This is a genomic window from Cupriavidus metallidurans CH34, from assembly GCF_000196015.1.
GTDB classification, from domain to species: Bacteria; Pseudomonadota; Gammaproteobacteria; order Burkholderiales; family Burkholderiaceae; genus Cupriavidus; species Cupriavidus metallidurans.
The window spans coordinates 1,555,015-1,577,142 of record NC_007973.1 but is presented as its reverse complement, the minus strand read 5'-3'; the positions used below and the strand labels follow the sequence as shown (position 1 = coordinate 1,577,142).

The window sequence follows — 22,128 nt, the reverse complement described above, 5'->3', positions numbered from 1 at the left end:
AATGCGGAAGAAGTCAGGCCGTGTAGTGACGCGCCACGATCAACGTGGCACCACGCACTTCGACAATGCGATAGCGGCCCGGTTTCGGCTCGGCGCCCGGCGCCAGCTCCACGGTCCAATCCGCGCCGCGGTAGGGCACGCGCGCGCGACGGGAATCGTCCCAGGCGGGCACTTCGAGTTCCTGACCGATATCGAGATTGACGTCCGGATTGGATGCGGCGTCGCGGCGCCTCAGCTTGCCAAAGCGCGTGCGGCGTAACAACACGATGCCAATGATCGCAACCAGCGCGGCGGCGACCGTCTGTATTGGCTCGTCAGCACCCAGCAGCGCAGCCACACCGCCTGCGGCAACCCCGAGGGCGATCATCAGCAAATAGAAGGTCCCCGTCGCCAGCTCCGCAATCACCAGCACGACCGCAACGGCAAACCAAAGGTAGTACGACGTCATCCCGCTCCTTTCCCGGAGGAAACAAGACACCCCACCCGCAAAAACAAAACCCCCGCCAAACGCCTACGGCGTCTGCGGGGGCAGATGGAACACCTGCCGCAGGGCCGGTGTCACGCGGCACGCTGGCGGAAGGCCAAGTGCCGTCTATACGTGATCTTCTCTATTGTGACGCGAAATGCCTCACGAAGCCAGTTGCTGCCAGGTTTCGACCACAGAATCAGGGTTCAGCGAGATCGACTTGATACCTTCCTTGGCCAGCCAGACCGCGAAGTCCGGATGATCCGAGGGGCCCTGACCGCAGATGCCAACGTACTTGTTCAGGCGCAGCGCCGTCGAAATGGCGCGTTGCAGCATGAAACGCACTGCCGGATCACGTTCGTCGAAGTCTTTCGCAAGCAGTTCCATGCCCGAGTCGCGATCGAGACCCAGCGTCAGCTGCGTCAGATCGTTCGAGCCGATCGAGAAACCGTCGAAGAACTGCAGGAACTCCTCGGCCAGGATCGCGTTGGACGGCACTTCGCACATCATGATGATGCGCAGACCGTTCTCACCGCGCTTCAGGCCGTGCTTGGCCAGCAGTTCGATCACGCGCTCGGCCTGGCCCAGCGTGCGCACGAACGGCACCATGATCTCGACGTTGGTCAGGCCCATCTCGTCGCGCACGCGCTTCATGGCCTTGCATTCCATCTCGAACGCTTCGGCGAAGTCGTCGGAGATGTAGCGCGAAGCGCCACGGAAGCCCAGCATCGGGTTCTCTTCGTCCGGCTCGTAGCGCGAACCGCCGATCAGCTTCTTGTACTCATTCGACTTGAAGTCCGACAGACGCACGATCACGGGCTTCGGATAGAACGCGGCACCGATTGTCGCAATGCCTTCCGCCAGTTTGTCGACATAGAACGCACGCGGGCTGGCGTGGCCACGCGCCACCGATTCCACGGCCTTCTTCAGGTCGGCATCGACTTGCGGATAGTCGAGGATCGCCTTCGGGTGAACACCAATGTTGTTGTTGATGATGAACTCGAGGCGGGCCAGGCCGACGCCGTGGTTCGGAATCTGCGCGAAGTCGAACGCAAGCTGGGGATTGCCAACGTTCATCATGATCTTGGTCGCGATCTCGGGCATCTCGCCACGCTGGACCTCGGTCACTTCGGTTTCGAGCAGGCCGTCGTAAATCCGGCCCTCGTCACCCTCGGCGCAAGACACCGTTACCAGCGTGCCATCCTTCAGCAAGTCGGTCGCATCGCCGCAACCCACCACAGCGGGCACGCCCAGTTCACGCGCGATGATCGCAGCGTGGCAGGTACGGCCGCCACGGTTGGTCACGATTGCCGCAGCGCGCTTCATCACCGGCTCCCAGTTCGGGTCGGTCATGTCGGCCACCAGCACGTCACCAGGTTGCACGCGTTCCATCTCGGACGGATCGTTGATCACGCGCACCGGACCCGTACCGATCTTCTGGCCGATCGCACGACCGCTGGTCAGCACCGGTGCCGTGCCCTTGAGCTTGAAGCGCTGCTCGGCCTTGCCGGCCGACTGGCTCTTCACGGTCTCCGGGCGGGCCTGCAGGATGTAGATCTTGCCATCCTTGCCGTCCTTGCCCCACTCGATGTCCATCGGACGGCCGTAGTGCTTCTCGATGATCATTGCGTAACGCGCGAGTTCGGCCACGTCGTCATCGGTGATCGAATAGCGATTGCGCAGCTCAGGCGGCACATCCACCGTCTTCACGCGGCCAGCTTCGCCCGGCTTCGTAAATTCCATCTTGATCAGCTTCGAACCGATCGAGCGGCGAATAATCGGGTACTTGCCGGCTTGCAGCATCGGCTTGAAGACGTAGAACTCGTCCGGGTTCACCGCGCCCTGCACAACCGTTTCGCCCAGGCCGTAGCTCGACGTGATGAAGACCACATCGGGGAAGCCCGATTCGGTATCGATCGTGAACATCACGCCCGAGGACGCCAGATCCGAACGCACCATGCGCTGGACGCCGGCGGAGAGCGCCACCACGTCATGCGCAAAGCCCTTGTGCACACGGTACGAGATAGCGCGGTCGTTGTAGAGCGAGGCGAACACGTGCTTGATCTTGTCCAGCACGTCGTCGATGCCGCTGACGTTGAGGTATGACTCCTGCTGGCCGGCAAACGATGCATCGGGCAAATCCTCGGCCGTGGCCGAAGAACGCACTGCGAACGATGCCTCGGCACCTTCGCGAGCCGACACGCGTGCGTAATGCTCGCGGATCTCTGCCTCCAGACGCGGCTGGAACGGCGCCGCGGCTACCCAGCCACGAATCTCGGCACCGGCTTCCGCCAAGGCCTTGACGTCGTCGACGTTGAGCGTCTTCAAACGTTCGGAGATGCGGCTGGTCAGGTTGTTGTGCGCAAGAAAGTCGCGGAATGCGAGCGCGGTTGTGGCGAAACCGCCCGGAACGCGAACGCCGGCACCAGCGAGCTGGGAGATCATTTCCCCCAACGACGAGTTCTTGCCGCCGACGACTTCCACGTCCTGCATCCGTAGCTGCTCGAACGGCAGCACGTAGGCGCCGGTATCTACCTGGTTGGTCATAAAAGCCTCAAAACAAAGTAAGAAATCTTTTGCACCGACCGGCATATTCTTGGCGTTCTGTTCCCGGCGGATCGCTTGGCTGAGCAATTCCGTGTGCTATCGGTGGTACCGATGCTGCGGCGCACATTGTCGACAATCCGGCCTCAAGTCGTTGCCTGGCCGGCATTGGCGGAATTGCTTAGCCAAAAGATCGCCGTTATTCTACCGTGCCGCATCGCACTTTCGCGTAGCCGCGGCTTCAAATAATTGTTCAGACATGTCCCTGCCCGAAACGCCTGAAGGCACACAACCGCTGGCACAGCCCACGGCTGCCTCTGGCGCGACCGACGCCACCGCTCAGCCCGCTGAGGTCCCCGCCACGAATCGCCCTGCCGTGCGCACGGTCTTTATCGTATCGGATGGCACCGGCATCACAGCCGAAACGTTCAGCCATTCGATCCTGGCCCAGTTCGAGATGCGGTTCCGCAAAGTGCGCATGCCGTTTGTCGATACGCCCGATAAGGCACATGTGGCCGTCGGCAAGATCAACGAGGCGTTCTATAACGAGGGCGTTCCGCCGATTGTGTTCACCACGCTGGTCAACGCCGAATCCAACAAGGCGATTCGCCGGGCCAAGGCGATGATCCTCGACATGTTCCAGACCTTCATCGAGCCGCTCGAGAAGGAACTGGGCCTGAAATCCACCCACGCCATCGGCCGTTTCCACCAGAATGCGGACACCGAGGCCTATAAGAACCGTATCGAGGCGATCAACTTCTCGCTGGCGCACGACGACGGCCAGTCGCACAAGAACCTCGAAGACGCCGATGTGATCCTGGTTGGCGTGTCGCGCAGCGGCAAGACGCCAACCAGCCTGTATCTTGCAATGCAGTACGGCCTCAAGGCGGCGAACTATCCACTGATTCCCGACGATTTCGAGCGAGGCCGCCTGCCCTCGGCGCTGTATGCATACAAGCAGAAGATATTCGGCCTCTCCATCGATCCGCAGCGTCTGACGGAAATCCGCAACGAGCGGCGTCCGGGCAGCAAGTACGCAGCCGTGGAGAACTGCCGCTACGAAGTCAATGAAGCGGAGTCGATGATGCGCCGTGAAGGCATCAAATGGCTGTCGTCGACACACAAGTCGATCGAAGAGATCGCCACGACGATCCTCCAGGAAATCAAGGTCGATCGGGACAACTATTAATAGCGGTGGCGTTTTCAGAATCGCCCCCCTATCGGCGCTGCACCGATAGGGGCACGATGAAGGCTGTTCCAACATGCCTGCATCGGATAGATGTTCTTCATGACAGCAGATCGTCAGCCCCTCCCGCCAAACCGGGCTGCAGGCCGGAAAGCGCCCAACGACCTGGCGTATTCGGGCTCTTCTCACGCCCTGAAGGCTGCGGGCCTGGTCTTCAGCGGCGTCGCACTGTCGTTGGCCGGGATCTTCGCCATCATCGAGTATTCGTCCAGCCATTCGCGGGCACTGATCGCTGCGGACATCAATACTGTTTCAGCCGAGGTCAGGGCAATCAATACTCCGCTGGACTCCCAGCAGGCCGCCACAGACCAGCGATTTAATCGGGTCGAGCAACGCCTCGACAAGTTCGACGAGCGCTTTGAGCGGATCGACGAGCGCTTCGAGAGTCTCGAGTCGAAGTTCGACTTGAAGCTTGAGCACCTCGAGACCAGATTCGATTCGAAACTGGAGCGCCTCGAAACCAAGCTCGACCAGAAACTCGACACCGTGGTGGAGCTGCTACTTCAATTGGTGTCTCAGAAGGCAGAACAGCCTGCTGGCACAGGACAGCCGGCTGCCGGGCGAGCCAGATAACTCAGCCCACCGCCAAGCGGCTTGGCGTCCGTGCTATCCGCCGCTAGCGCGGCGTTGCCGGACGGCTTCAAACAGGCAGACCGCCGTTGCCGCGGCCACATTCAGCGACTCCAAACCTCCAGGCTGCGGAATGCCAACCGTACGGGAAACATGCGCCATCCACTCGGGGCTGACTCCTCCCCCTTCATTGCCAATCACCCAGCCAACCGGCTGGCGCAGATCTGTATCGAACACCGCCGCGTCCGCATGGGATGACGTCGCCAGTAACGGCACTGCCAGCCGGCTCTCAAGCATCTCAAGCGTGCAATGTTCGACGATATTCAAGTGGAAATTCGCGCCCATACCGGCACGCAACGTCTTGACCGACCAGGCGAATGCGCAACCTTTGGTCAGGAACGCATGTGGAATGCCAGCGGCCGCAGCGCTTCGAAGAATCGAGCCGACATTGCCCGCATCCTGCAGACCATCCAGAATGATGCAATCGGTATCGATGGTTGCCGGGAGATGTCCGGCCGGCGTATCGATCACCAGCATCAGATCGACGCCGTTGACCACACTGCTAATCTGCGCGAACAACGCATCAGCCAATACAACCAGCTTGTCCGAGTCGATCTTCTCGAGCAGCGCGCGCACCTCGGCGTGGTCATAATGGCGCTCGCTCACCACACAGCTCGCGGGCTGCCCAAGCGCAGCCACGTAGGCCTGCGCGAGATGGATGCCATCGAGCACGGACTGCCCCGCCTTGCGGCGCTGGTGCGTGGACCCTGTCAGGGCTTTTAACTGTTTGAACAGCGCGTTGTCGCGCGAAGTGACATGCTTCAAGAGTCTGCCTCAGAAAGGCGGCGCTTCGGACGACATGGTGCGTACCATGCCACGCTCAAGCACCTTGCGCACCGGCGCAAACGAACGCCGATGATGCGGCGTCGCGCCGAATTGTTCGAGCGCGGTGAAATGCTGTGGCGTCGGATAGCCAAAGTGAGAGTCGAACCCGTACTCAGGGTACTCCTGGTGCAGCTTCAACAGTTCACGATCGCGCGCCACCTTCGCCAGGATCGAAGCCGCGGAAATTGCCCGTACCTTGGCATCGCCCTTGACGATAGCCTCGACCGGGAACGCTACCTGCGGACAACGATTACCATCGACCTGCACGAGATCGGGAATGACGCCGCTCGCGGCCAAGCCCTGCACCGCCCGTTGCATTGCAAGCATCGACGCGTGGAGGATATTGATCGAATCGATCTCCTCAACCGACGCGGATGCGATATGCCATCCCAGCGCGTGGTCGCAGATGCGATCGAACAGTGCCTCGCGTTTTTCCGCACTGAGGATTTTCGAGTCGGCCAAGCCACGGATTTGCCGCGCGGGATTTAATACCACGGCCGCAGCGTAAACGGGACCCGCCAAGGGGCCACGCCCAGCCTCATCTACCCCACACAAGCGCTGCACCACAGCAACGGTTTGAGTTAGTTCCAGGCCCAACTGGCTAGAAGCCGCAGCTTTCGTTCGCGCCATCAGACCACTCCACGGCTGCGCATCAGATCGACGACTACGCCGGCAGCCAGCTTCGCCGTGTCGCGCTTCAGGGTTTCGTGCATCGTCGTGAAATGCTGCCGCAGGAAGGCAATATTGCCCTCGTCATTGAGTTGCAGCAGCGTCTCGCGCGCCAGCGCCTCCGGCGTCGCGTCGTCCTGTAGGAGTTCGGGAACAACAAAGCGTCCCGACAGGATATTGGGCAGCCCGACATACGGCAGATAACCCTGCCGTTTCATGATCTGCGCCGTTAGCCAGGGCACCTTGTACGAGATCACCATGGGTTTCTTGTACAGCGCGGCCTCGAGCGTTGCCGTGCCACTTGCAAGCAGCACCACGTCGGCGGACTCCATCGCGAGATGCGATTGGCCGTCAACCACGGTCAGGTCGATGTCCGGATACTGCGCGTGCAAGCCAGCAACGATCTCCCGCAGCGGTGCGCTTGCAACAGGCAGCACGAAAGCGAGGTTGCCGTCCATGCGATGCATACGGTCCATCGCGGCGAAGAACGTCGCGCCGAGATTGCGCACCTCCGACTGCCGACTGCCAGGCAACACCGCCACGATCCGCTTGCCTTCTGGCAAAGCCAGCTTCGCCCTCGCACCCGCTACGTCAGGCACCATCGGGATTACGTCAGCTAGCGGATGGCCGACATAGGTCGCCGGAATGCCAGCCTTCGCATAGATCTCGGGCTCGAACGGGAACAGGCAGAGGATATGGTCCACGGCCCGCGCTATCGTGCGGATGCGGCCTCCGCGCCAAGCCCAGATCGACGGGCTGACAAAATGGACAACCGGAATGCCCGCGCGGCGCAGCGGCACTTCCAGACCGAAGTTGAAGTCGGGAGCGTCGACGCCGATGAAGCATAGCGGCGGTCGCGCCAGTAATTGCTCGCGAATCTCACGCCGCGTGGCCAGAATTTCGCGTAGCGAGCCGAGAACCTCGACATAGCCATTGACCGATAGCGTTTCCATCGGCCAATGCGAGACAAATCCCTGCGCCATCATGCGATGGCCACCGATACCGGCGTAATCCACCGATTCGCCAAGCCTCGCGCGCAGGCCTTCCAGCAGCAGCGAAGCGAGCAGGTCGCCAGATGCCTCACCGGCAACCATGGCGATACTACCTCGCTTGTTCCCATTAGCACCCGCATCGGCGGGAAGCACTGCCTGCACGGTGTCGACCATGTCGCGCCGGAATCAGCGAACGATACCGCGCTGGGTCGCGGCGAGGAACTCCACGAACGCCTGCAGCGGCACAGCGGTAGTGGCGTCGACCTGACCTAGCATCGCCGTGATTTCCGCCCGCGCGTCGTCGAAGCTCAGATCAGACTTGTACAGCAACTTGTACGCCTGACGCAGCGCCGCGATCTGGCCAGCATCGAATCCGCGACGACGAAGACCTTCGACGTTGATTCCGTGCGGGGTCGCCTTGTTGCCGTTCTTGTCGCTGGCCGCGATAACGAAAGGCGGCACGTCCTGCACCAATGCCGAAGCACCGCCAAGCATCGCATGGGCACCGATGCGGACGTACTGGTGCACGCCGCTCATGCCGCCCAGAATTGCCCAGTCCCCGACCTCCACGTGGCCGGCAATCTGCGCGTTGCTGGAGAACACCGTGTGGTTGCCCACAGAGCAGTCGTGCGCGATGTGCACATAGGCCATGATCCAGTTGTCGTTACCGAGACTGGTCACGCCGCGATCCTGCACGGTGCCCGTGTGGATCGTCGTGAATTCACGAATCGTGTTGCGATCGCCGATCACGAGCTGCGTCGGCTCGTTGGCGTACTTCATATCCTGCGGCACGCCACCCACGGAGGCATACGGACCAATGCGGTTACCGGCGCCGATCGTGGTGTGGCCTTCGACCGTGGTATGGGAACCGATCCGCGTGCCGCTACCGATCCGCACATTCGGGCCGACGATCGAAAACGGGCCGACAGTAACATCGTCAGCCAGTTCCGCCTTCGGATCGACTAGTGCGGTGGAATGGATTTGCGTCATACGTGCTGTCCTGTGGTCTGTTCTGCTTTGGGTCCGTGCTTAGCCTTCGGCTTGCTTCACGGTGCACATCAGTTCGGCCTCGCAGGCCACCTCACCGTCCACGGTCGCGCTGGCCTTGAACTTCCAGATTCCGCGGATATAGCGCTCCACGGTCACGTTCAGGTGAAGCTGATCGCCCGGATACACCACGCGCTTGAAGCGCGCGCCGTCGATCCCGACGAAGTAATACAACGCACCTTCCTTGCGCTCCATATCGGCGCCGAACGTCAGAAGACCGGCGGACTGAGCCAGTGCCTCGAGGATCATGACGCCCGGCATCACCGGTTGGTCCGGGAAGTGGCCCATGAAGTACGGCTCGTTGATCGTCACGTTCTTCAGCGTCTTGATCCGCTTCTGCGGTTCGAACTCGAGCACACGGTCGACCAGCAGGATCGGATACCGATGCGGCAGCAGCTTCAGGATCTTGCGGATATCGATTTCGGATGCGGTCATGATGATTTCTCTTCGTCTTGTTTGTTCTGTGCGGGGGCGTTGTTTTCACCGCGCTGCCTGCGTTCCAGTTGCACGACACGTTCGCGCAGCTTTGACAAGCCACGTACGATTGCCGCGTTTCGCTCCCACTCGCCATGCGACGTGAACGGGAACACGCTCGTGTAATGCCCACCGGGTTTAGTAATCGATTTGGTAATCGACGTACCGCCGGACACTGTGGTCCGGTCAGCGATATTCAAATGGCCAGAAAAGTTGGCCGCGCCGCCGATCACGCAGAACCGGCCAATCTTTGTGCTACCCGAAACCGCAGCCGTTCCCGCGATAACGGTATGGGCACCCACATGCACGTTATGCGCGATCTGCACCTGGTTGTCGATCTTGCAGCCGTCCTCGATCACCGTGTCAGCCATCGCGCCACGATCCACGGCCGTATTGGCGCCAATTTCCACGTCATTGCCGAGCACCGCGCGTCCCACCTGGGGAATCTTGACGTACTCGACACCCGTCGGTCCGATGTCCGGCGCAAAACCAAAGCCATCTGCGCCAATCACCGCCCCGCTATGCAGGATGTTGCGCGCGCCAATCACGCAACGATGATATACAGAAACATTGGCGTAGATGAGCGTATCTTCGCCTATCTCCGCGCTTGCGCCGATAAAGGCATTTGCGAGGATCCGAACACGCTCGCCGAGCCGGGCGCCGGACTCGATCACCACGTTCGGGCCGATAAAACAGGATGCCGGGACCACCGCATCGGGCGCCACGCTGGCACGGGGATCGATCCCCGTACGTGAGTCGGCATTAGCGGCGCGGTCGAAGCGCTGCGCAACACGGGCAAAGCAGACGTAGGGATTCCGTGCCACCAGCCAATTGCGCCCTTCGGCTTGCCCATCCGCACGAATGCGTTCAAGGTCTGCCGGCGACACGATGACGGCGCCTGCGGCCGAGGCGAGCGCCTGTGGCAAATACAGCGGATTGGAGAGGAAAGACAGGTCGCCGGGACCAGCCTGGTCTAGCGGCGCCAGGCCGACTACGGCCAGGTCGGGATCACCCACAACCTGCGCGCCGTTCTCGGTGGCGAGCTGACCCAGTGTGGGTGTCTTCATGGCAGTACTTCCTTGAGAATCGAAACGGCAGACGACGCTTTGGCGCCGTCGCTTACTTGCCCGTGCTGCCGGCGTTCAGCGCCTTCATCACGTCGTCGGTGATGTCGATGCGCGGATTCACGTAAACGGCTTCCTGAACGATCAGATCATACTTGCGCTGCTCGGCGATCTGACGAATCACGCGGTTGGCACGCTCCAGCACCTGTGCCAGTTCCTCGTTACGCCGCTGGTTCAGATCCTCGCGGAACTCACGCTGCTTGCGCTGGAATTCGCGATCGAGATCGGCCACTTCGCGCTGACGGCGCTGGCGGTCCGAGTCGGCGAGCACGGCTGTGTCCTTGTCGAGCTTGTCAGCCATGGCCTTGATCTTCTGGGCCATATCCTGCAGTTCACGGTCACGCTTGGAGAATTCCTGCTCAAGCTTGACCTGTGCGGCCTTCGCGGGCTGCGAATCGCGCAGGATACGTTCCGAGTTGACCGCAGCAATGCGCGCCTCCTGAGCCATCGCCGGGGCCGCCGCGCACAAGGCCGCAGCGGCCAGCGCGGCCGCGCTCAGGGATTTCGCCAGTGGAGTGTAAATTTTCATCAAACAAATCCTCTGTGGGGATCAGAACGCGGTACCGATCTGGAACTGGAAGCGTTGAACCTTGTCAGTTTCGTCCTTCTTCAGCGGGAAGCCCATGCTGACCTTCAGCGGACCGATCGGCGAAAGCCACGACATACCGAAACCAGTCGAATACTTAAGATCGCTGAACGAAAGCGGCGCCCCTTCCTGGTAAACGTTACCGAAGTCGAAGAACGTGAACAGTCGCAGCGTGCGGTCAACACCCGAGCCAGGCAGCGGGAACACGAATTCCACGTTGCCGATCATCTTCGATGCGCCACCCACCGGGTTACCGTTCTGGTCCTTCGGACCGAGCGTGCTGGTCTGGTAGCCACGCACCGAGCCGATACCGCCGGCGTAGAAGTACTTGAACACCGGGAACGGCGTATTACCGTAACCGTGACCATAGGCCACTTCGCCGTTGAAGGCCAGCGTGAAGGACTTCGACAGCGGGTAGAAATACTGCTGCTGCAGGCTTGCGCGATAGTACTGCGTGTCGCCGCCCGGAACACCCACCTCCAGGTTGGCCTGCGTGTACGGACCCTTGGTCGGAATCAGCGCGCTGTCGCGGCGATCCCGTGCCCAGCCGATCGTGAACGGGAAGTTGTTGATCGGATCACCGCTGGCCTTACCGATCTTCTGCAGCCAGGCCGTGTACTGGTTCGGCGTGTTGGGCGAGGTGTAAACCTGCGTCCGCTCGTAGCCGATGCCGAAGAACACCGTGTCGTTCTCCGAGAACGGCACCCCGAACTTGAAGCCACCGCCAGCCGAGACGATCTTGTAGTCTTGATCACCGGTGTAGTACAGCGGGCGCGACGTACGGTAGTAGATGTCTGTCGATCGGCTAATGCCGTCAACCGTAAAGTACGGGTCGTATTGCGTCAGCGCAATCGTACGGAACGACTTGGCCGTGTTCACATCCAGGCCCAGGCTGGTACCGGAACCGAACACGTTGTCCTGGCGCAGACCTGCCTGCAGCACGAGCTTGTCGGTTGACGAGAAGCCCAGACCCAGACTGATCTGGCCGGTCGGCTTTTCCGTCACGTTCACGTTCACGTCGACCTGGTCGGGCGCGCCCGGCACGTCTTCAGTGGTGATGTTGGTGTCAGTGAAGTAGCCCGTCCGGTTGATACGTGCCTGCGACTGCTGGAGCTTTTCGCTGTCGAACCACGACGATTCCATCTGGCGCATCTCGCGGCGCACCACTTCGTCACGCGTCTTGCTGTTACCCACCACGTTCACGCGGCGCACGTAGACGCGGCGGCCCGGGTCGACCATCAGGGTCAGCGCCACTTCACGCTTTTCCTTATCCACCTGCGGTTGCGGGTTGATCGTCGTAAAGGCGTAGCCGTACGTGCCGAGCAGGTCCGTAATTGCCTTGGTGCTGGCCGTCAGCTTTTCGGACGAGAAGATGTCGCCCTTCTTGAGCTGCAGCAGCTTCTCCATCTCTTCCTGCTTGCCGAGCGTTTCGCCGGCCAGGCGGATGTCGGACACCTTGTATTGATCCCCTTCGCTGATATTCAGCGTCAGGTAAATGTCCTTCTTGTCCGGCGTGATCGACACCTGCGTCGACTCGATCTGGAATTCGAGGTAGCCGCGGTTGAGATAGTACGAACGCAGCGCCTCCAGGTCAGCCGTCAGCTTCTGCTTCGAATAGAGGTCGTTCTTGGTGTACCAGGAGAGCCAGTTCGGCGTGGAAAGCTGCATTTCATCGCGCAGCGTGCTTTCCTTGAATGCCTTGTTGCCGACGATATTGATCTGGCGGATCTTGGCGACCGGGCCCTCATCAACGTTGAACACCACTGACACGCGATTGCGGTCCACTGGCGTCACGGTGGTCTGCACCTCGGCGGCATAGTAGCCGCGAGCCACATACTGGCGCTTGAGTTCCTGCTCTGCCTTGTCGATCAGCGCCTTGTCGTAATAGCGGGCCTCGGCCACGCCAACGGCGCGCAGCGAGCGGCGCAGCGTGTCCTTGTCGAATTCCTTGATGCCGACGAACTCCAGCTGCGAGATCGCCGGACGTTCCTCGACCTGGACAACCAGAACGCCGTCTTCGGCGCGGATCTGTACGTCCTTGAAAAAACCGGTGTTATAGAGCGCGCGAATCGCGTCCGCACCCTTGTCGTCGGTGAAAGTTTCGCCAACGCGAACTGGCAGGTAGCCGAAGACCGTGCCCGGCTCGACGCGCTGCAGGCCCTCCACACGGATATCCTTGACCACGAACGGATCGGCGGCAAAGCCCGCCGGGCTCCAAGCCGCAATAATGGCACTCGTCAGTAGACCCAGCGAGATGCGCTTATTTCTGATCAAAGTCGATCCCCTCTTCCTCATCGATTTCATGCAGGGCATTGGCTCCAAGCCTGGCAATGCTGGCACGGCTGCCCGATCCCGACGAGGTTCTTCCCCTGGGATACGATCGCCCCCTGCCAACTTGGGCTCCGGCTACGCGAAATTAGCCGCGCGCCAGAAACAGTCGGCTGACGTCATTGAACAAAGCGAGTGAGGTCAGGAGCAAGATGCACGCGATGCCTACCTTCTGCAGCATCGCTTGCCAATGGTCTGGAACAGGCCTGCCAGTCAAAAATTCCACGCAATAATACAGCAAATGCCCACCATCCAGAACCGGAATAGGTAACAAATTCAGCACGCCGAGGCTGACACTGACCAATGCCAGAAAGCTGATAAATGGCTGCCAGCCCATGTTCGCAGCGCGTCCCGCATAGTCAGCCACGGTCAGCGGCCCGCTCAAATTCTGCAGGGACGCCTGCCCCACCAGCATCTTGCCGAGCAGTTTCAACGACAGCGCGCTGGTGTTCCAAACCTGGTCCGCAGCCCGCGCCACCGCCTGTACCAGCGGGTACCGGACGATCTCTGTCTGGACGGACTGGTTGAGCGCGGCCCCCAACTTGCCGACCTGAGACCCTCCACGGGCCTCGCCTTCGGGCGCTGGCGCCGCGTCGAGTTTCGCCTTGACGTCAATACGTTCCCCTGCCCGCTCGATACCTAGCGTGACCTCCTGCCCGGGACGGGCACGGACACCGCGAATCAGCGCGCTGGCCTGTGTGAGGGGCTGCCCATCCCATGCCACTACCCGGTCGCCGGCCTTGAGCCCGGCGCGCTGCGCCGCGGAATCGGGGACGATCTCGGTAATGGTCACCGGACCGCCCTTGAGGGCCAGGCCCAGAACGGCCAGCGGGTCCTGCTCCGGATCTCCGCCAGTATTCGGAAGGCGTGCCAAGGCAACATCGCGCTCGGCCCCATCGATCCCACGCACCCGCAGTACCGCCCGCGCATCCCCGAAACCCTGGGAAAACACGGCCATGCGCAGATCATTCCAGGAGCGCACGGCTTCAGTATGATCGTTTGCGGTCAGCGACAGCACGCGATCGCCGTCCCGCACGCCGGCCTGCGCCGCCAGCGTCCCAGCGGCCGGCGCGGCCACCACCGGCACCGGCTCGCGCATCCCACCCGCGAACAGCACCACGTACAACACGACGGCCAGCAAGAAATTCGCCAGCGGCCCGGCGGCCACGACGACAAAGCGCTTGCCTACCGGCTGGCGATTGAACGCACGGGGCAACTCCGCGGGATCGATCGGCGGATCGGTCTCCGGGTCACGCTCGCGCTCATCCAGCATCTTGACGTAGCCGCCCAGCGGAATTGCCGCCAGCGTCCACTCCGTCTTGTCACGGCCCTTGCCGACCCAACGCACCAACGGACGGCCAAAGCCGATCGAGAAGCGCAGCACCTTGACGCCGCAAGCGCGCGCGGCAAGGTAGTGCCCCATCTCGTGCACAAAGATCAGGATACAGAGGGCGACGACGAACGCAATTACGGTTTGCATGGCAAATCACCCTTTTCAGAATCTGCCCACGGCGGACTGGTTCAACGGCCAGCCAGGCTTCCCAACTGCGCCTGCGCGCCGCGACGCGCTGCTGAATCGGCAGCCAGCACGCCCTCGAGCGTATCAGCCGATCCGTCCGCCGGCTGCTCCAGCACGGTTGCCACCACGCGAGCGATATCGGTGAAGCGGATCTTGCCGTTCAGGAACGCTTCCACGGCCACCTCGTTGGCTGCATTTAGCACTGCGGGCGCCACGCCGCCGGCACGCAATGCATCAAAGGCTAGCCCAAGGCATGGGAAGCGCTCAAGGTCTGGAGTCTCAAAATGCAGGCCACCGGCAACCGTCAGATCGAGCGGCGTTACACCGGAGTCGATCCGCTCCGGATAGGCCATACCGTAGGCGATGGGTGTCCGCATGTCGGGGTTGCCCAGTTGCGCCAGCACGGAGCCGTCCGCGTAGGCCACCATCGAGTGGACAATGCTTTGCGGATGGATCAGCACCTCGATTTTCTCGGCCGGCGCGCCAAACAGCCAGTGCGCCTCGATGACCTCGAGACCCTTGTTCATCATCGTCGCGGAATCGACCGATATCTTCCGCCCCATCACCCACTTCGGATGCGCGCAGGCCTGGTCGGGCGTGATGTCGTGCAGCGTGGACGGATCACGCGTGCGGAACGGGCCACCCGAGGCGGTAAGCAGCACCTTCGATACCCCGGCGCCATAGCGCGGATCACTGGTCGGCAGGCACTGGAAGATGGCGTTGTGTTCGCTGTCGATGGGCAGCAGCGTGGCGCCATGCTCACGCACGGCATCCATGAAGATGCCGCCGGACATCACGAGCGATTCCTTGTTGGCCAGCAGCACACGTTTGCCGGCCCGAGCAGCCGCCAGCGAGGATCGCAAGCCTGCCGCACCGACGATGGCGGCCATCACTGCATCCGTGCCAGCGTCCTCGGCGATGGATTCAAGCGCGGTCTCGCCATAGCTCACCTCGGTGGGAACACCGGCGGCACGCAGCTTGGCTTCGAGTTCACGCGCCGCCTCGGCCGACCCTACCACGGCCCGCGCGGGACGAAACTCCACGCAGGCGGCCGCCAGCTTGTCGACTTGCCGATGCGCGCTGAGTGCGTGGACAGAGTAGCGATCCGGATGGCGCCGAACCACGTCAAGCGTGCTCTCGCCGATGGAACCCGTAGCGCCGAGGATGGTGATGCGTTGCATAGAAGCTGGAATGCGAAATCAGATTATTTGTTCAGATCCACGCGAGCAGCAGAGCCGCCAGCGGGAACACCGGGATCAACGCATCGATCCGGTCCAGGATCCCGCCATGGCCGGGTAGCAGACGGCTGCTGTCCTTCATGCCGACCTGGCGCTTGAGCAGCGACTCGAACAAGTCGCCGACAATACTGGCCGCGACCAGCAGCGTGGTCAGGATAACCACGAGGCGCAGCCCGCCCTTGTCGGCAACCAACGAGTACCACGTTGGGGCGAACGTGTGCGTCGCGGCCAGCGAGAGCGCCACGATCATCGCCAGCAGCCAGCCGCCAATGGCACCCTCCCAGGACTTGCCCGGACTGATCGTGGGTGCCAGCTTGCGCTTGCCGATGGCCTTGCCAACGAAGTATGCGCCGATATCGGCGGCCCAGACCAGCACGGCAGCCGTCAGCAGCACGCCAATGCCCGCAGCCCGAAGTACCATGACGGCGTGACCGAAGGCCGGCAGCATGATCAGCCCCAGAACGACCCCTAGCGCCGTGAACGCGGGGGTGGCAGTTCGCACGCCGCGCGCCATCAGCACCAGTGCCACACCCCAGGCAATCAGGGACGCCTCCAGCAGCCACGTCACCGCGTCACGCTGCGGCGCATCATGCCATCCGATCAGGACCAGCAGGCAAGCTACTGCGTACACATAGGGCCAGGCCCCGCGCAACCCGATCAGGCGACCAAACTCCCAGCCGCCCAGCAGCACGATGACGGCGACCAGCCCCGCCAGTGCCGCCGGCGGCGCCAGGAACAGGATCGGCAGGATCAACAGCAACAGGCATACGGCGGTGATGACGCGGGTAAGGAGCATATGCGCTGTGGGTTCCCGTGAGTTTGTTGGGCGTTGGATGCGTCAGGCTGTACCGGACAGGCCTGGCGCCACCAGCTGCGCGCTGGTCCGTCCGAAGCGCCGCTCGCGCTGACGGTACGAGGCAAAGGCCTTGTCCAGCTCGGCGGCATCAAAATCCGGCCAGAACGTTTCGGTGAAGTACAACTCCGTGTAGGCAAGCTGCCAGAGCAGGAAGTTGCTGATGCGCTGCTCCCCGCCGGTGCGGATGAACAGGTCCGGCTCGGGCGCGTAGGCCATAGCCAGATGCGGCGCCAGAACGGACTCGTCGATCGCGTCCGAATCGAGCAACGGCGAACGCGCCAGCATCTTGCGCATCGCCTGGAGCAGGTCCCAGCGGCCGCCATAGTTGGCGGCGATCGTCACGGTCAGGCCCGTATTGCCTTCCGTGCGCGCCTCGGCATCCTTGATCGCCTGCTGGATGCGCGGGCTGAACCGGCTGAGATCGCCGACCACACGCAGGCGAATATTGTTGGCGTGCATCCTGACCACTTCGCGACGCAAGGCGGTCATGAACAGACGCATCAGGAATGACACCTCGTCGGCGGGCCTGCGCCAATTCTCGGAACTGAATGCAAACAGCGTCAGGTACTGCACGCCACGAGCGGCGCACGCCTGCACGATCTCGCGCACTGCGTCCAGGCCACGGTTGTGGCCGGCCACACGGGGTAGATGACGCTGCGTCGCCCAGCGACCGTTGCCATCCATGATGATGGCAACGTGCCGAGGCACATAGGTGGTATCGGGAACGCCTAGCGTCGAACTGATGTGCTGCATGGATTCGCGGACGATATCCGGCAACCCTGGCGGCTCGGCCGCCAGGACGGCCTTACACCGTCATGATCTCCTTCTCTTTCTCGGCAACGAGCTTGTCGATTTCGGCCACGAACTTGTCCGTGAGCTTCTGCACTTCGTCCTGACCGCGACGCTCGTCGTCCTCGGAAATTGCCTTGTCCTTGACCAGCTTCTTGAACTGCTCGTTGGCGTCGCGGCGCAGGTTGCGCACGGCCACCTTGGCGCCTTCGGCTTCGCCCTTGACGACCTTGGTCAGCTCCCTGCGGCGCTCTTCGGTCAGCGGGGGCATCGGCACGCGGATCACGTCGCCCATCGTGGCCGGGTTCAGGCCCAGATCGCCGTCGCGAATCGCCTTTTCCACAGCCTGGACCATCTTCTTTTCCCAGGGCTGCACGGAGATCGTGCGGGCGTCGGCAAGGCTGACTGCAGCCACCTGGCTGATCGGCACCATCGAGCCGTAGTAATCCACCTGAACATGGTCAAGCAAGCCGGTATGAGCGCGGCCGGTACGAACTTTCGCCAGATCGGCCTTGAAAGCTTCGATCGACTTCTGCATCTTCTGCTCGACGCTCTTCTTAGTGTCGGCGACGGTCATGATTACCTCCGAAAAACGGCCAGACATGATCCCGCCCAGCGGGATCGAAAATGAAACATTCTACTCTGAGGAAGGACCGAATCCGCATCCAGATGCGGTCCCCGCCCCTTAAACGTGCACCAGCGTGCCCTCATCCTCGCCCAGGATCACGCGCTTCAGTGCGCCCGGCTTGACGATCGAAAACACCTTGATTGGCAGCTTCTGGTCACGGCACAGCGCGAACGCGGTGGCGTCCATGACCTGCAGGTTGCGGGAAATGGCTTCGTCGAACGAGATGGTCGTGTAGCGCGTGGCGCTCGGATCCTTCTTGGGATCGGCGGTATACACGCCGTCCACCTTGGTCGCCTTGAGCACGATTTCGGCACCGATTTCAGAGCCACGCAGCGCCGCGGCCGTATCGGTCGTGAAGAACGGGTTGCCGGTGCCGGCGGCGAAGATCACCACCTTGCCCTCTTCGAGCTGGCGAATCGCGCGCGGGCGGATATACGGCTCGACGACCTGGTCCATGCGCAGCGCGGACTGCACACGGCCTTCGATGCTGGCGTGGCGCATCGCGTCCTGCAAGGCCAGCGCATTCATCATCGTGGCCAGCATACCCATGTAATCGGCCGTGGCGCGGTCCATGCCGGCAGCACCGCCAGCGACACCGCGGAAGATATTACCGCCGCCGATGACGACCGCGACCTGGACACCCAGCTTCACGATTTCGGCAATGTCATTGACCATGCCCTCGATGGTGGCACGGTTGATACCGAAGGCATCGTCGCCCATCAGGGCTTCACCGGACAATTTCAGAAGGACGCGCTTATAGGCAGGCATGTTCACCTCGGGCTGGTTCTTGATCGCTCGTTTGAACGGAGGGTGGGCGCGGGCGGCACGAAGCATCTGCGCACCGGCCGCGCAAAAATACGGATCGCTTGACTGAGACAAGCCGGTTTTCGCTGTCATCTGCCCGCAACATCTGTCAAAAGACGCGCGAAATGCCGGTGACTGCGAAAACTGGCTGGTGCGGCGCCACTGAAGGCCGCACTTGTGCAGAGGGGCACCTTTCGGCGCCCCTCTGCATTATACGGTGGCCAGGTGGTCACCCCTCAAGGGGGAAATCCGCCCAGCCACCAGGACATCAGGCCTTCTGGGCGGCGGCCACCTGGGCAGCCACTTCAGCAGCGAAATCGTCCTGCTTCTTCTCGATGCCTTCGCCAACCACGTACAGCGTGAAACCCTTCACGGTCGTGTTGACGCCCTTCAGCATCTGTTCCACGGTCTGCTTGTCGTTCTTCACGAACGACTGGTTCAGCAGCGAAACTTCCTTCAGGTACTTCTGGACCGAACCTTCCACCATCTTGGCGACGATCTCGGCCGGCTTGCCCGATTCGGCAGCCTTTTGCTCGGCGATGCTGCGCTCCTTGGCGATCAGCTCGGCGGGCACCTGGTCAGCCGACAGCGACACCGGCTTCATGGCGGCCACGTGCATGGCGACGTCCTTGGCGGCGGCTTCGTCGCCATCGAACTCAACCATCACGCCAATACGGGTGCCGTGCAGGTACGAAACCAGCTTGCCACCGTTGGTGTAACGCACGAAGCGGCGGATCGTCATGTTCTCGCCGATCTTGCCGATCAGGGCCGAGCGCACGGCGTCGACGGTCGAACCGTCCATCTCCAGCGCCGACAGAACAGCCACATCGGCCGGGTTCTGCTTGGCTACCAGTTCGGCAACCTTGGCACCGAAGCCCAGGAAGTCGTCGTTCTTCGACACGAAGTCGGTTTCGCAGTTCAGTTCGACCAGCGCGCCCGTGGTGCCGTCGATGTACGAAACCACGATGCCTTCTGCGGTCACGCGCGAAGCAGCCTTGCTGGCCTTGTTGCCCAGCTTGACGCGCAGCAGTTCTTCAGCCTTGCCCAGATCGCCGTCGGCTTCCGTCAGGGCCTTCTTGCATTCCATCATCGGCGCGTCGGTCTTCGCGCGCAGTTCTGCAACCATGCTTGCGGTAATTGCCGCCATTTGTCACTCCTTGATTGGTTCGGGCCGGCTGCCCAGCACGTCGCGCGTGGCAGCCGGCCGGGATCAGATCCACTTCAGTCCGGCTTCACCCGCGGCGAATGGTATCCGCGGCGGATGACAACAAATTCTGTTTGCAAAAAGGGGGCGCCAGCTGTGCCCCCTTTTTTAGTTGCCGCAAGGCAGGCGTCATTGGCCGGTGTGCCCCGGCCTCAGACGCCAGCGGGCAATCAGCCTTCCTGGACTTCGACGAATTCGTCGTCGCCGCGTGCGGCTTCCACGACTTCCTGAACCGCGTTTGCACGGCCTTCCAGGATCGCGTCGGCCACGCCGCGCACGTACAGGGCCACAGCCTTGCTCGAGTCGTCGTTACCCGGGATCACGTAGTCGATGCCTTCCGGCGAGTGGTTCGTGTCGACCACACCGATCACGGGGATACCCAGCTTGTTGGCTTCGGTCACGGCGATCTTGTGGTAGCCGACATCCACCACGAAGATGGCGTCAGGAATGCCACCCATGTCCTTGATGCCGCCGATGGACTTTTCCAGCTTTTCCATCTCGCGCTCGAACATCAGCGCTTCCTTCTTGCTCATGGTTTCCAGCGCGCCGGCTTCCTTGGCGGCTTCCATGTCCTTCAGGCGCTTGATCGAGATCTTGACGGTCTTGAAGTTCGTCAGCATGCCGCCGAGCCAGCGGGCGTCGACGTAGGGCATGCCAGCGCGACCAGCTTCTTCAGCCAGGATTTCGCGCGATTGACGCTTGGTACCCACGAAAAGCACGGTGCCGCGGTTTGCTGCCAGTTGGCGCACGTACTTCAGCGCGTCCTGGAACATCGGCAGGGTCTTTTCGAGGTTGATAATGTGGATCTTGTTGCGGTGACCGAAAATGAAGGGGGCCATCTTCGGGTTCCAGAAGCGGGTCTGGTGGCCAAAGTGGCAACCGGCTTCCAGCATTTCGCGCATAGTCACGGACATGAGAGGTGCTCCAATAGGGTTTGGTCTGAAGTCCGCCCCGACATTCCTGAAAAGGAACACCCCGGATGGGCGGACCAGCGATTTACAAAAAAGTGATTTCTGACCCGCCTGAGCCACCGCAACGCTTGTCGAGCAGCCCGGAGCAAGTCAGCCCGTGATTGTAGCAACAAAGTCGGGGTCGGCTCAACCCCCTTGGAAATCGACCAAGAGCAGCCCGCTCCGCCGCCGTCAATCGGACAATTCCCCGTGTTCCCCCTGCTTTCCCGTCACGATGGTGCGATAATCCCGTTTTGCGAATCGTTTCCGGCGCGGCCAGTGGCTGAGCCGTCACTTACAGGCAAAGCAGCATGAGCATCCATATCAACACCGCCGAAGACATCGCCCAAATGCGCGTGGCTTGCCGCCTTGCCTCCGAGGTCCTCGACTACATCACCCCACACGTGAAGCCCGGCGTCACCACCGGCGAACTCGACCGCCTCTGCCACGCGTATATGCGCGACGTGCAGGGCACCGTGCCGGCGCCGCTGAACTATGCGCCCCCCGGTTACCCGCCCTTCCCTGGCGCCATCTGCACGTCGGTCAACGACGTGATCTGCCACGGCATTCCGGGCGATCGCGTGCTGAAGAGCGGCGACGTGGTGAATCTCGACATCACCGTGATCACCAAGGAAGGCTACTACGGCGACACGAGCCGCATGTTCGTGGTCGGCGAGGCGTCGATCCTGGCCAAGCGCCTGTCCCAGATCACTTACGAATGCATGTGGAAGGGCATTCAGCAGGTGCGCAACGGCGCGCGCCTCGGAGACATCGGTCATGCCATCCAGACCCATGCCGAGGCCGCCGGCTATAGCGTGGTGCGCGAATACTGCGGCCACGGCATCGGCAAGGTCTTCCACTCGGACCCGCAGGTCCTGCATTACGGCCGTCCAGCCACTGGGATGGAGATCAAGGCCGGCATGATCTTCACGGTCGAGCCGATGATCAACGCAGGCAAGCGCGATATCCGCACGATGCCGGACCAGTGGACCGTCAAGACGCGCGACCGCAGCCTGTCGGCCCAATGGGAGCACACCGTGCTCGTGACCGAAACCGGCTACGAAGTGCTGACGCTTTCCGAAGGCTCGCCGTTGCCGCCTGCGTTCATTACGGAAACCGTGGCGGCCTGACGCCGCATCGTTCGCCAGGGCGCCAACCACGGCGCCCTTTCTTCTTGCAGCCGTGCCTACGACCTCCATCGACCCGCCC

At 61.9% G+C, this 22,128-nt stretch carries 21 protein-coding genes; 3 read left to right on the top strand and 18 right to left on the bottom strand.

The features are described from left to right. Positions 1–13 precede the first annotated feature (13 nt). Both RMET_RS07325 and ppsA read right to left on the bottom strand, forming a co-directional pair. A complete protein-coding gene (locus tag RMET_RS07325) occupies positions 14–448 on the bottom strand; it encodes an NfeD family protein (RefSeq protein WP_011516203.1) in 435 nt (144 codons plus the stop codon). A 180-nt stretch (positions 449–628) separates the two neighbouring features. Beyond that, positions 629–3,013: a phosphoenolpyruvate synthase gene (ppsA, locus tag RMET_RS07320; protein WP_011516202.1), complete on the bottom strand. Its 2,385-nt coding sequence runs from the start codon at positions 3,011–3,013 to the stop codon at positions 629–631. Positions 3,014–3,269: 256 nt separating this feature from the next. Here ppsA and ppsR point away from each other — a divergent pair, with 256 nt between their 5' ends. Both ppsR and RMET_RS07310 read left to right on the top strand, forming a co-directional pair. Beyond that, on the top strand, positions 3,270–4,199 hold the full coding sequence (ppsR, locus tag RMET_RS07315) for a posphoenolpyruvate synthetase regulatory kinase/phosphorylase PpsR (protein WP_029310324.1): 930 nt from the start codon (positions 3,270–3,272) through the stop codon (positions 4,197–4,199). A gap of 99 nt (positions 4,200–4,298) precedes the next feature. After that, entirely contained in the window at positions 4,299–4,829 is a 531-nt protein-coding gene (locus tag RMET_RS07310) for a hypothetical protein (protein ID WP_231138486.1), read from the top strand. A gap of 33 nt (positions 4,830–4,862) precedes the next feature. Here RMET_RS07310 and RMET_RS07305 read toward each other — a convergent pair whose 3' ends face one another. From RMET_RS07305 to rpsB, 16 genes are all read right to left on the bottom strand, one after another. After that, positions 4,863–5,651: a TrmH family RNA methyltransferase gene (locus tag RMET_RS07305; protein WP_011516199.1), complete on the bottom strand. Its 789-nt coding sequence runs from the start codon at positions 5,649–5,651 to the stop codon at positions 4,863–4,865. Between the two features lie 9 nt (positions 5,652–5,660). Continuing rightward, the gene (gene rnhB, locus RMET_RS07300; RefSeq protein ID WP_011516198.1) at positions 5,661–6,341 is read right to left on the bottom strand and encodes a ribonuclease HII; all 681 of its coding nucleotides are present in this window, start codon (positions 6,339–6,341) and stop codon (positions 5,661–5,663) included. Beyond that, positions 6,341–7,546, bottom strand: a complete 1,206-nt coding sequence (lpxB, locus tag RMET_RS07295; RefSeq protein ID WP_011516197.1) for a lipid-A-disaccharide synthase — start codon at positions 7,544–7,546, stop codon at positions 6,341–6,343. The genes rnhB and lpxB overlap by 1 nt, the downstream gene beginning before the upstream one ends. A 12-nt stretch (positions 7,547–7,558) precedes the next feature. Beyond that, complete coding sequence (gene lpxA, locus RMET_RS07290; protein WP_011516196.1) at positions 7,559–8,362, bottom strand: acyl-ACP--UDP-N-acetylglucosamine O-acyltransferase; 804 nt, start codon at positions 8,360–8,362, stop codon at positions 7,559–7,561. Between the two features lie 39 nt (positions 8,363–8,401). Further along, positions 8,402–8,854 (bottom strand): 3-hydroxyacyl-ACP dehydratase FabZ, encoded by a 453-nt coding sequence (fabZ, locus tag RMET_RS07285; protein WP_008652053.1) that lies wholly within the window; start codon positions 8,852–8,854, stop codon positions 8,402–8,404. After that, a complete protein-coding gene (lpxD, locus tag RMET_RS07280) occupies positions 8,851–9,960 on the bottom strand; it encodes a UDP-3-O-(3-hydroxymyristoyl)glucosamine N-acyltransferase (protein ID WP_011516195.1) in 1,110 nt (369 codons plus the stop codon). Before lpxD ends, fabZ begins: the two co-directional genes overlap by 4 nt. Positions 9,961–10,012: 52 nt before the next feature. Beyond that, entirely contained in the window at positions 10,013–10,546 is a 534-nt protein-coding gene (locus tag RMET_RS07275; protein ID WP_011516194.1) for an OmpH/Skp family outer membrane protein, read from the bottom strand. Positions 10,547–10,567: 21 nt separating this feature from the next. Continuing rightward, positions 10,568–12,877: an outer membrane protein assembly factor BamA gene (gene bamA / locus RMET_RS07270; RefSeq protein WP_008652050.1), complete on the bottom strand. Its 2,310-nt coding sequence runs from the start codon at positions 12,875–12,877 to the stop codon at positions 10,568–10,570. Positions 12,878–13,019: 142 nt separating this feature from the next. Continuing rightward, positions 13,020–14,411, bottom strand: a complete 1,392-nt coding sequence (gene rseP, locus RMET_RS07265; RefSeq protein WP_011516192.1) for an RIP metalloprotease RseP — start codon at positions 14,409–14,411, stop codon at positions 13,020–13,022. 41 nt (positions 14,412–14,452) lie between these two features. Then, positions 14,453–15,631, bottom strand: a complete 1,179-nt coding sequence (gene ispC, locus RMET_RS07260) for a 1-deoxy-D-xylulose-5-phosphate reductoisomerase (protein WP_011516191.1) — start codon at positions 15,629–15,631, stop codon at positions 14,453–14,455. A 31-nt stretch (positions 15,632–15,662) separates the two neighbouring features. Next, entirely contained in the window at positions 15,663–16,484 is an 822-nt protein-coding gene (locus tag RMET_RS07255; RefSeq protein ID WP_011516190.1) for a phosphatidate cytidylyltransferase, read from the bottom strand. Between the two features lie 42 nt (positions 16,485–16,526). Beyond that, entirely contained in the window at positions 16,527–17,297 is a 771-nt protein-coding gene (locus tag RMET_RS07250) for an isoprenyl transferase (RefSeq protein ID WP_011516189.1), read from the bottom strand. Between the two features lie 52 nt (positions 17,298–17,349). After that, positions 17,350–17,910: a ribosome recycling factor gene (gene frr / locus RMET_RS07245; RefSeq protein WP_011516188.1), complete on the bottom strand. Its 561-nt coding sequence runs from the start codon at positions 17,908–17,910 to the stop codon at positions 17,350–17,352. A 108-nt stretch (positions 17,911–18,018) separates the two neighbouring features. Beyond that, positions 18,019–18,729 (bottom strand): UMP kinase, encoded by a 711-nt coding sequence (pyrH, locus tag RMET_RS07240; RefSeq protein ID WP_008652269.1) that lies wholly within the window; start codon positions 18,727–18,729, stop codon positions 18,019–18,021. A 304-nt stretch (positions 18,730–19,033) separates the two neighbouring features. Next, positions 19,034–19,912: a translation elongation factor Ts gene (gene tsf / locus RMET_RS07235; RefSeq protein WP_011516186.1), complete on the bottom strand. Its 879-nt coding sequence runs from the start codon at positions 19,910–19,912 to the stop codon at positions 19,034–19,036. A 227-nt stretch (positions 19,913–20,139) separates the two neighbouring features. Beyond that, the gene (gene rpsB / locus RMET_RS07230) at positions 20,140–20,883 is read right to left on the bottom strand and encodes a 30S ribosomal protein S2 (RefSeq protein WP_008652266.1); all 744 of its coding nucleotides are present in this window, start codon (positions 20,881–20,883) and stop codon (positions 20,140–20,142) included. Between the two features lie 347 nt (positions 20,884–21,230). Here rpsB and map point away from each other — a divergent pair, with 347 nt between their 5' ends. Continuing rightward, positions 21,231–22,049 (top strand): type I methionyl aminopeptidase, encoded by an 819-nt coding sequence (gene map, locus RMET_RS07225; protein WP_011516185.1) that lies wholly within the window; start codon positions 21,231–21,233, stop codon positions 22,047–22,049. Positions 22,050–22,128 lie beyond the last annotated feature (79 nt).

Excerpts from the sequence above, each read along its gene's own strand:
- RMET_RS07325 (WP_011516203.1), bottom strand. The coding sequence starts at position 448 with ATGACGTCGTACTACCTTTGGTTTGCCGTTGCGGTCGTGCTGGTGATT.
- ppsA (WP_011516202.1), bottom strand. The coding sequence starts at position 3,013 with ATGACCAACCAGGTAGATACCGGCGCCTACGTGCTGCCGTTCGAGCAG.
- ppsR (WP_029310324.1), top strand. The coding sequence starts at position 3,270 with ATGTCCCTGCCCGAAACGCCTGAAGGCACACAACCGCTGGCACAGCCC.
- RMET_RS07310 (WP_231138486.1), top strand. The coding sequence starts at position 4,299 with ATGACAGCAGATCGTCAGCCCCTCCCGCCAAACCGGGCTGCAGGCCGG.
- rnhB (WP_011516198.1), bottom strand. The coding sequence starts at position 6,341 with ATGGCGCGAACGAAAGCTGCGGCTTCTAGCCAGTTGGGCCTGGAACTA.
- lpxB (WP_011516197.1), bottom strand. The coding sequence starts at position 7,546 with ATGGTCGACACCGTGCAGGCAGTGCTTCCCGCCGATGCGGGTGCTAAT.
- lpxA (WP_011516196.1), bottom strand. The coding sequence starts at position 8,362 with ATGACGCAAATCCATTCCACCGCACTAGTCGATCCGAAGGCGGAACTG.
- fabZ (WP_008652053.1), bottom strand. The coding sequence starts at position 8,854 with ATGACCGCATCCGAAATCGATATCCGCAAGATCCTGAAGCTGCTGCCG.
- lpxD (WP_011516195.1), bottom strand. The coding sequence starts at position 9,960 with ATGAAGACACCCACACTGGGTCAGCTCGCCACCGAGAACGGCGCGCAG.
- RMET_RS07275 (WP_011516194.1), bottom strand. The coding sequence starts at position 10,546 with ATGAAAATTTACACTCCACTGGCGAAATCCCTGAGCGCGGCCGCGCTG.
- rseP (WP_011516192.1), bottom strand. The coding sequence starts at position 14,411 with ATGCAAACCGTAATTGCGTTCGTCGTCGCCCTCTGTATCCTGATCTTT.
- ispC (WP_011516191.1), bottom strand. The coding sequence starts at position 15,631 with ATGCAACGCATCACCATCCTCGGCGCTACGGGTTCCATCGGCGAGAGC.
- RMET_RS07255 (WP_011516190.1), bottom strand. The coding sequence starts at position 16,484 with ATGCTCCTTACCCGCGTCATCACCGCCGTATGCCTGTTGCTGTTGATC.
- RMET_RS07250 (WP_011516189.1), bottom strand. The coding sequence starts at position 17,297 with ATGCAGCACATCAGTTCGACGCTAGGCGTTCCCGATACCACCTATGTG.
- frr (WP_011516188.1), bottom strand. The coding sequence starts at position 17,910 with ATGACCGTCGCCGACACTAAGAAGAGCGTCGAGCAGAAGATGCAGAAG.
- pyrH (WP_008652269.1), bottom strand. The coding sequence starts at position 18,729 with ATGCCTGCCTATAAGCGCGTCCTTCTGAAATTGTCCGGTGAAGCCCTG.
- tsf (WP_011516186.1), bottom strand. The coding sequence starts at position 19,912 with ATGGCGGCAATTACCGCAAGCATGGTTGCAGAACTGCGCGCGAAGACC.
- rpsB (WP_008652266.1), bottom strand. The coding sequence starts at position 20,883 with ATGTCCGTGACTATGCGCGAAATGCTGGAAGCCGGTTGCCACTTTGGC.
- map (WP_011516185.1), top strand. The coding sequence starts at position 21,231 with ATGAGCATCCATATCAACACCGCCGAAGACATCGCCCAAATGCGCGTG.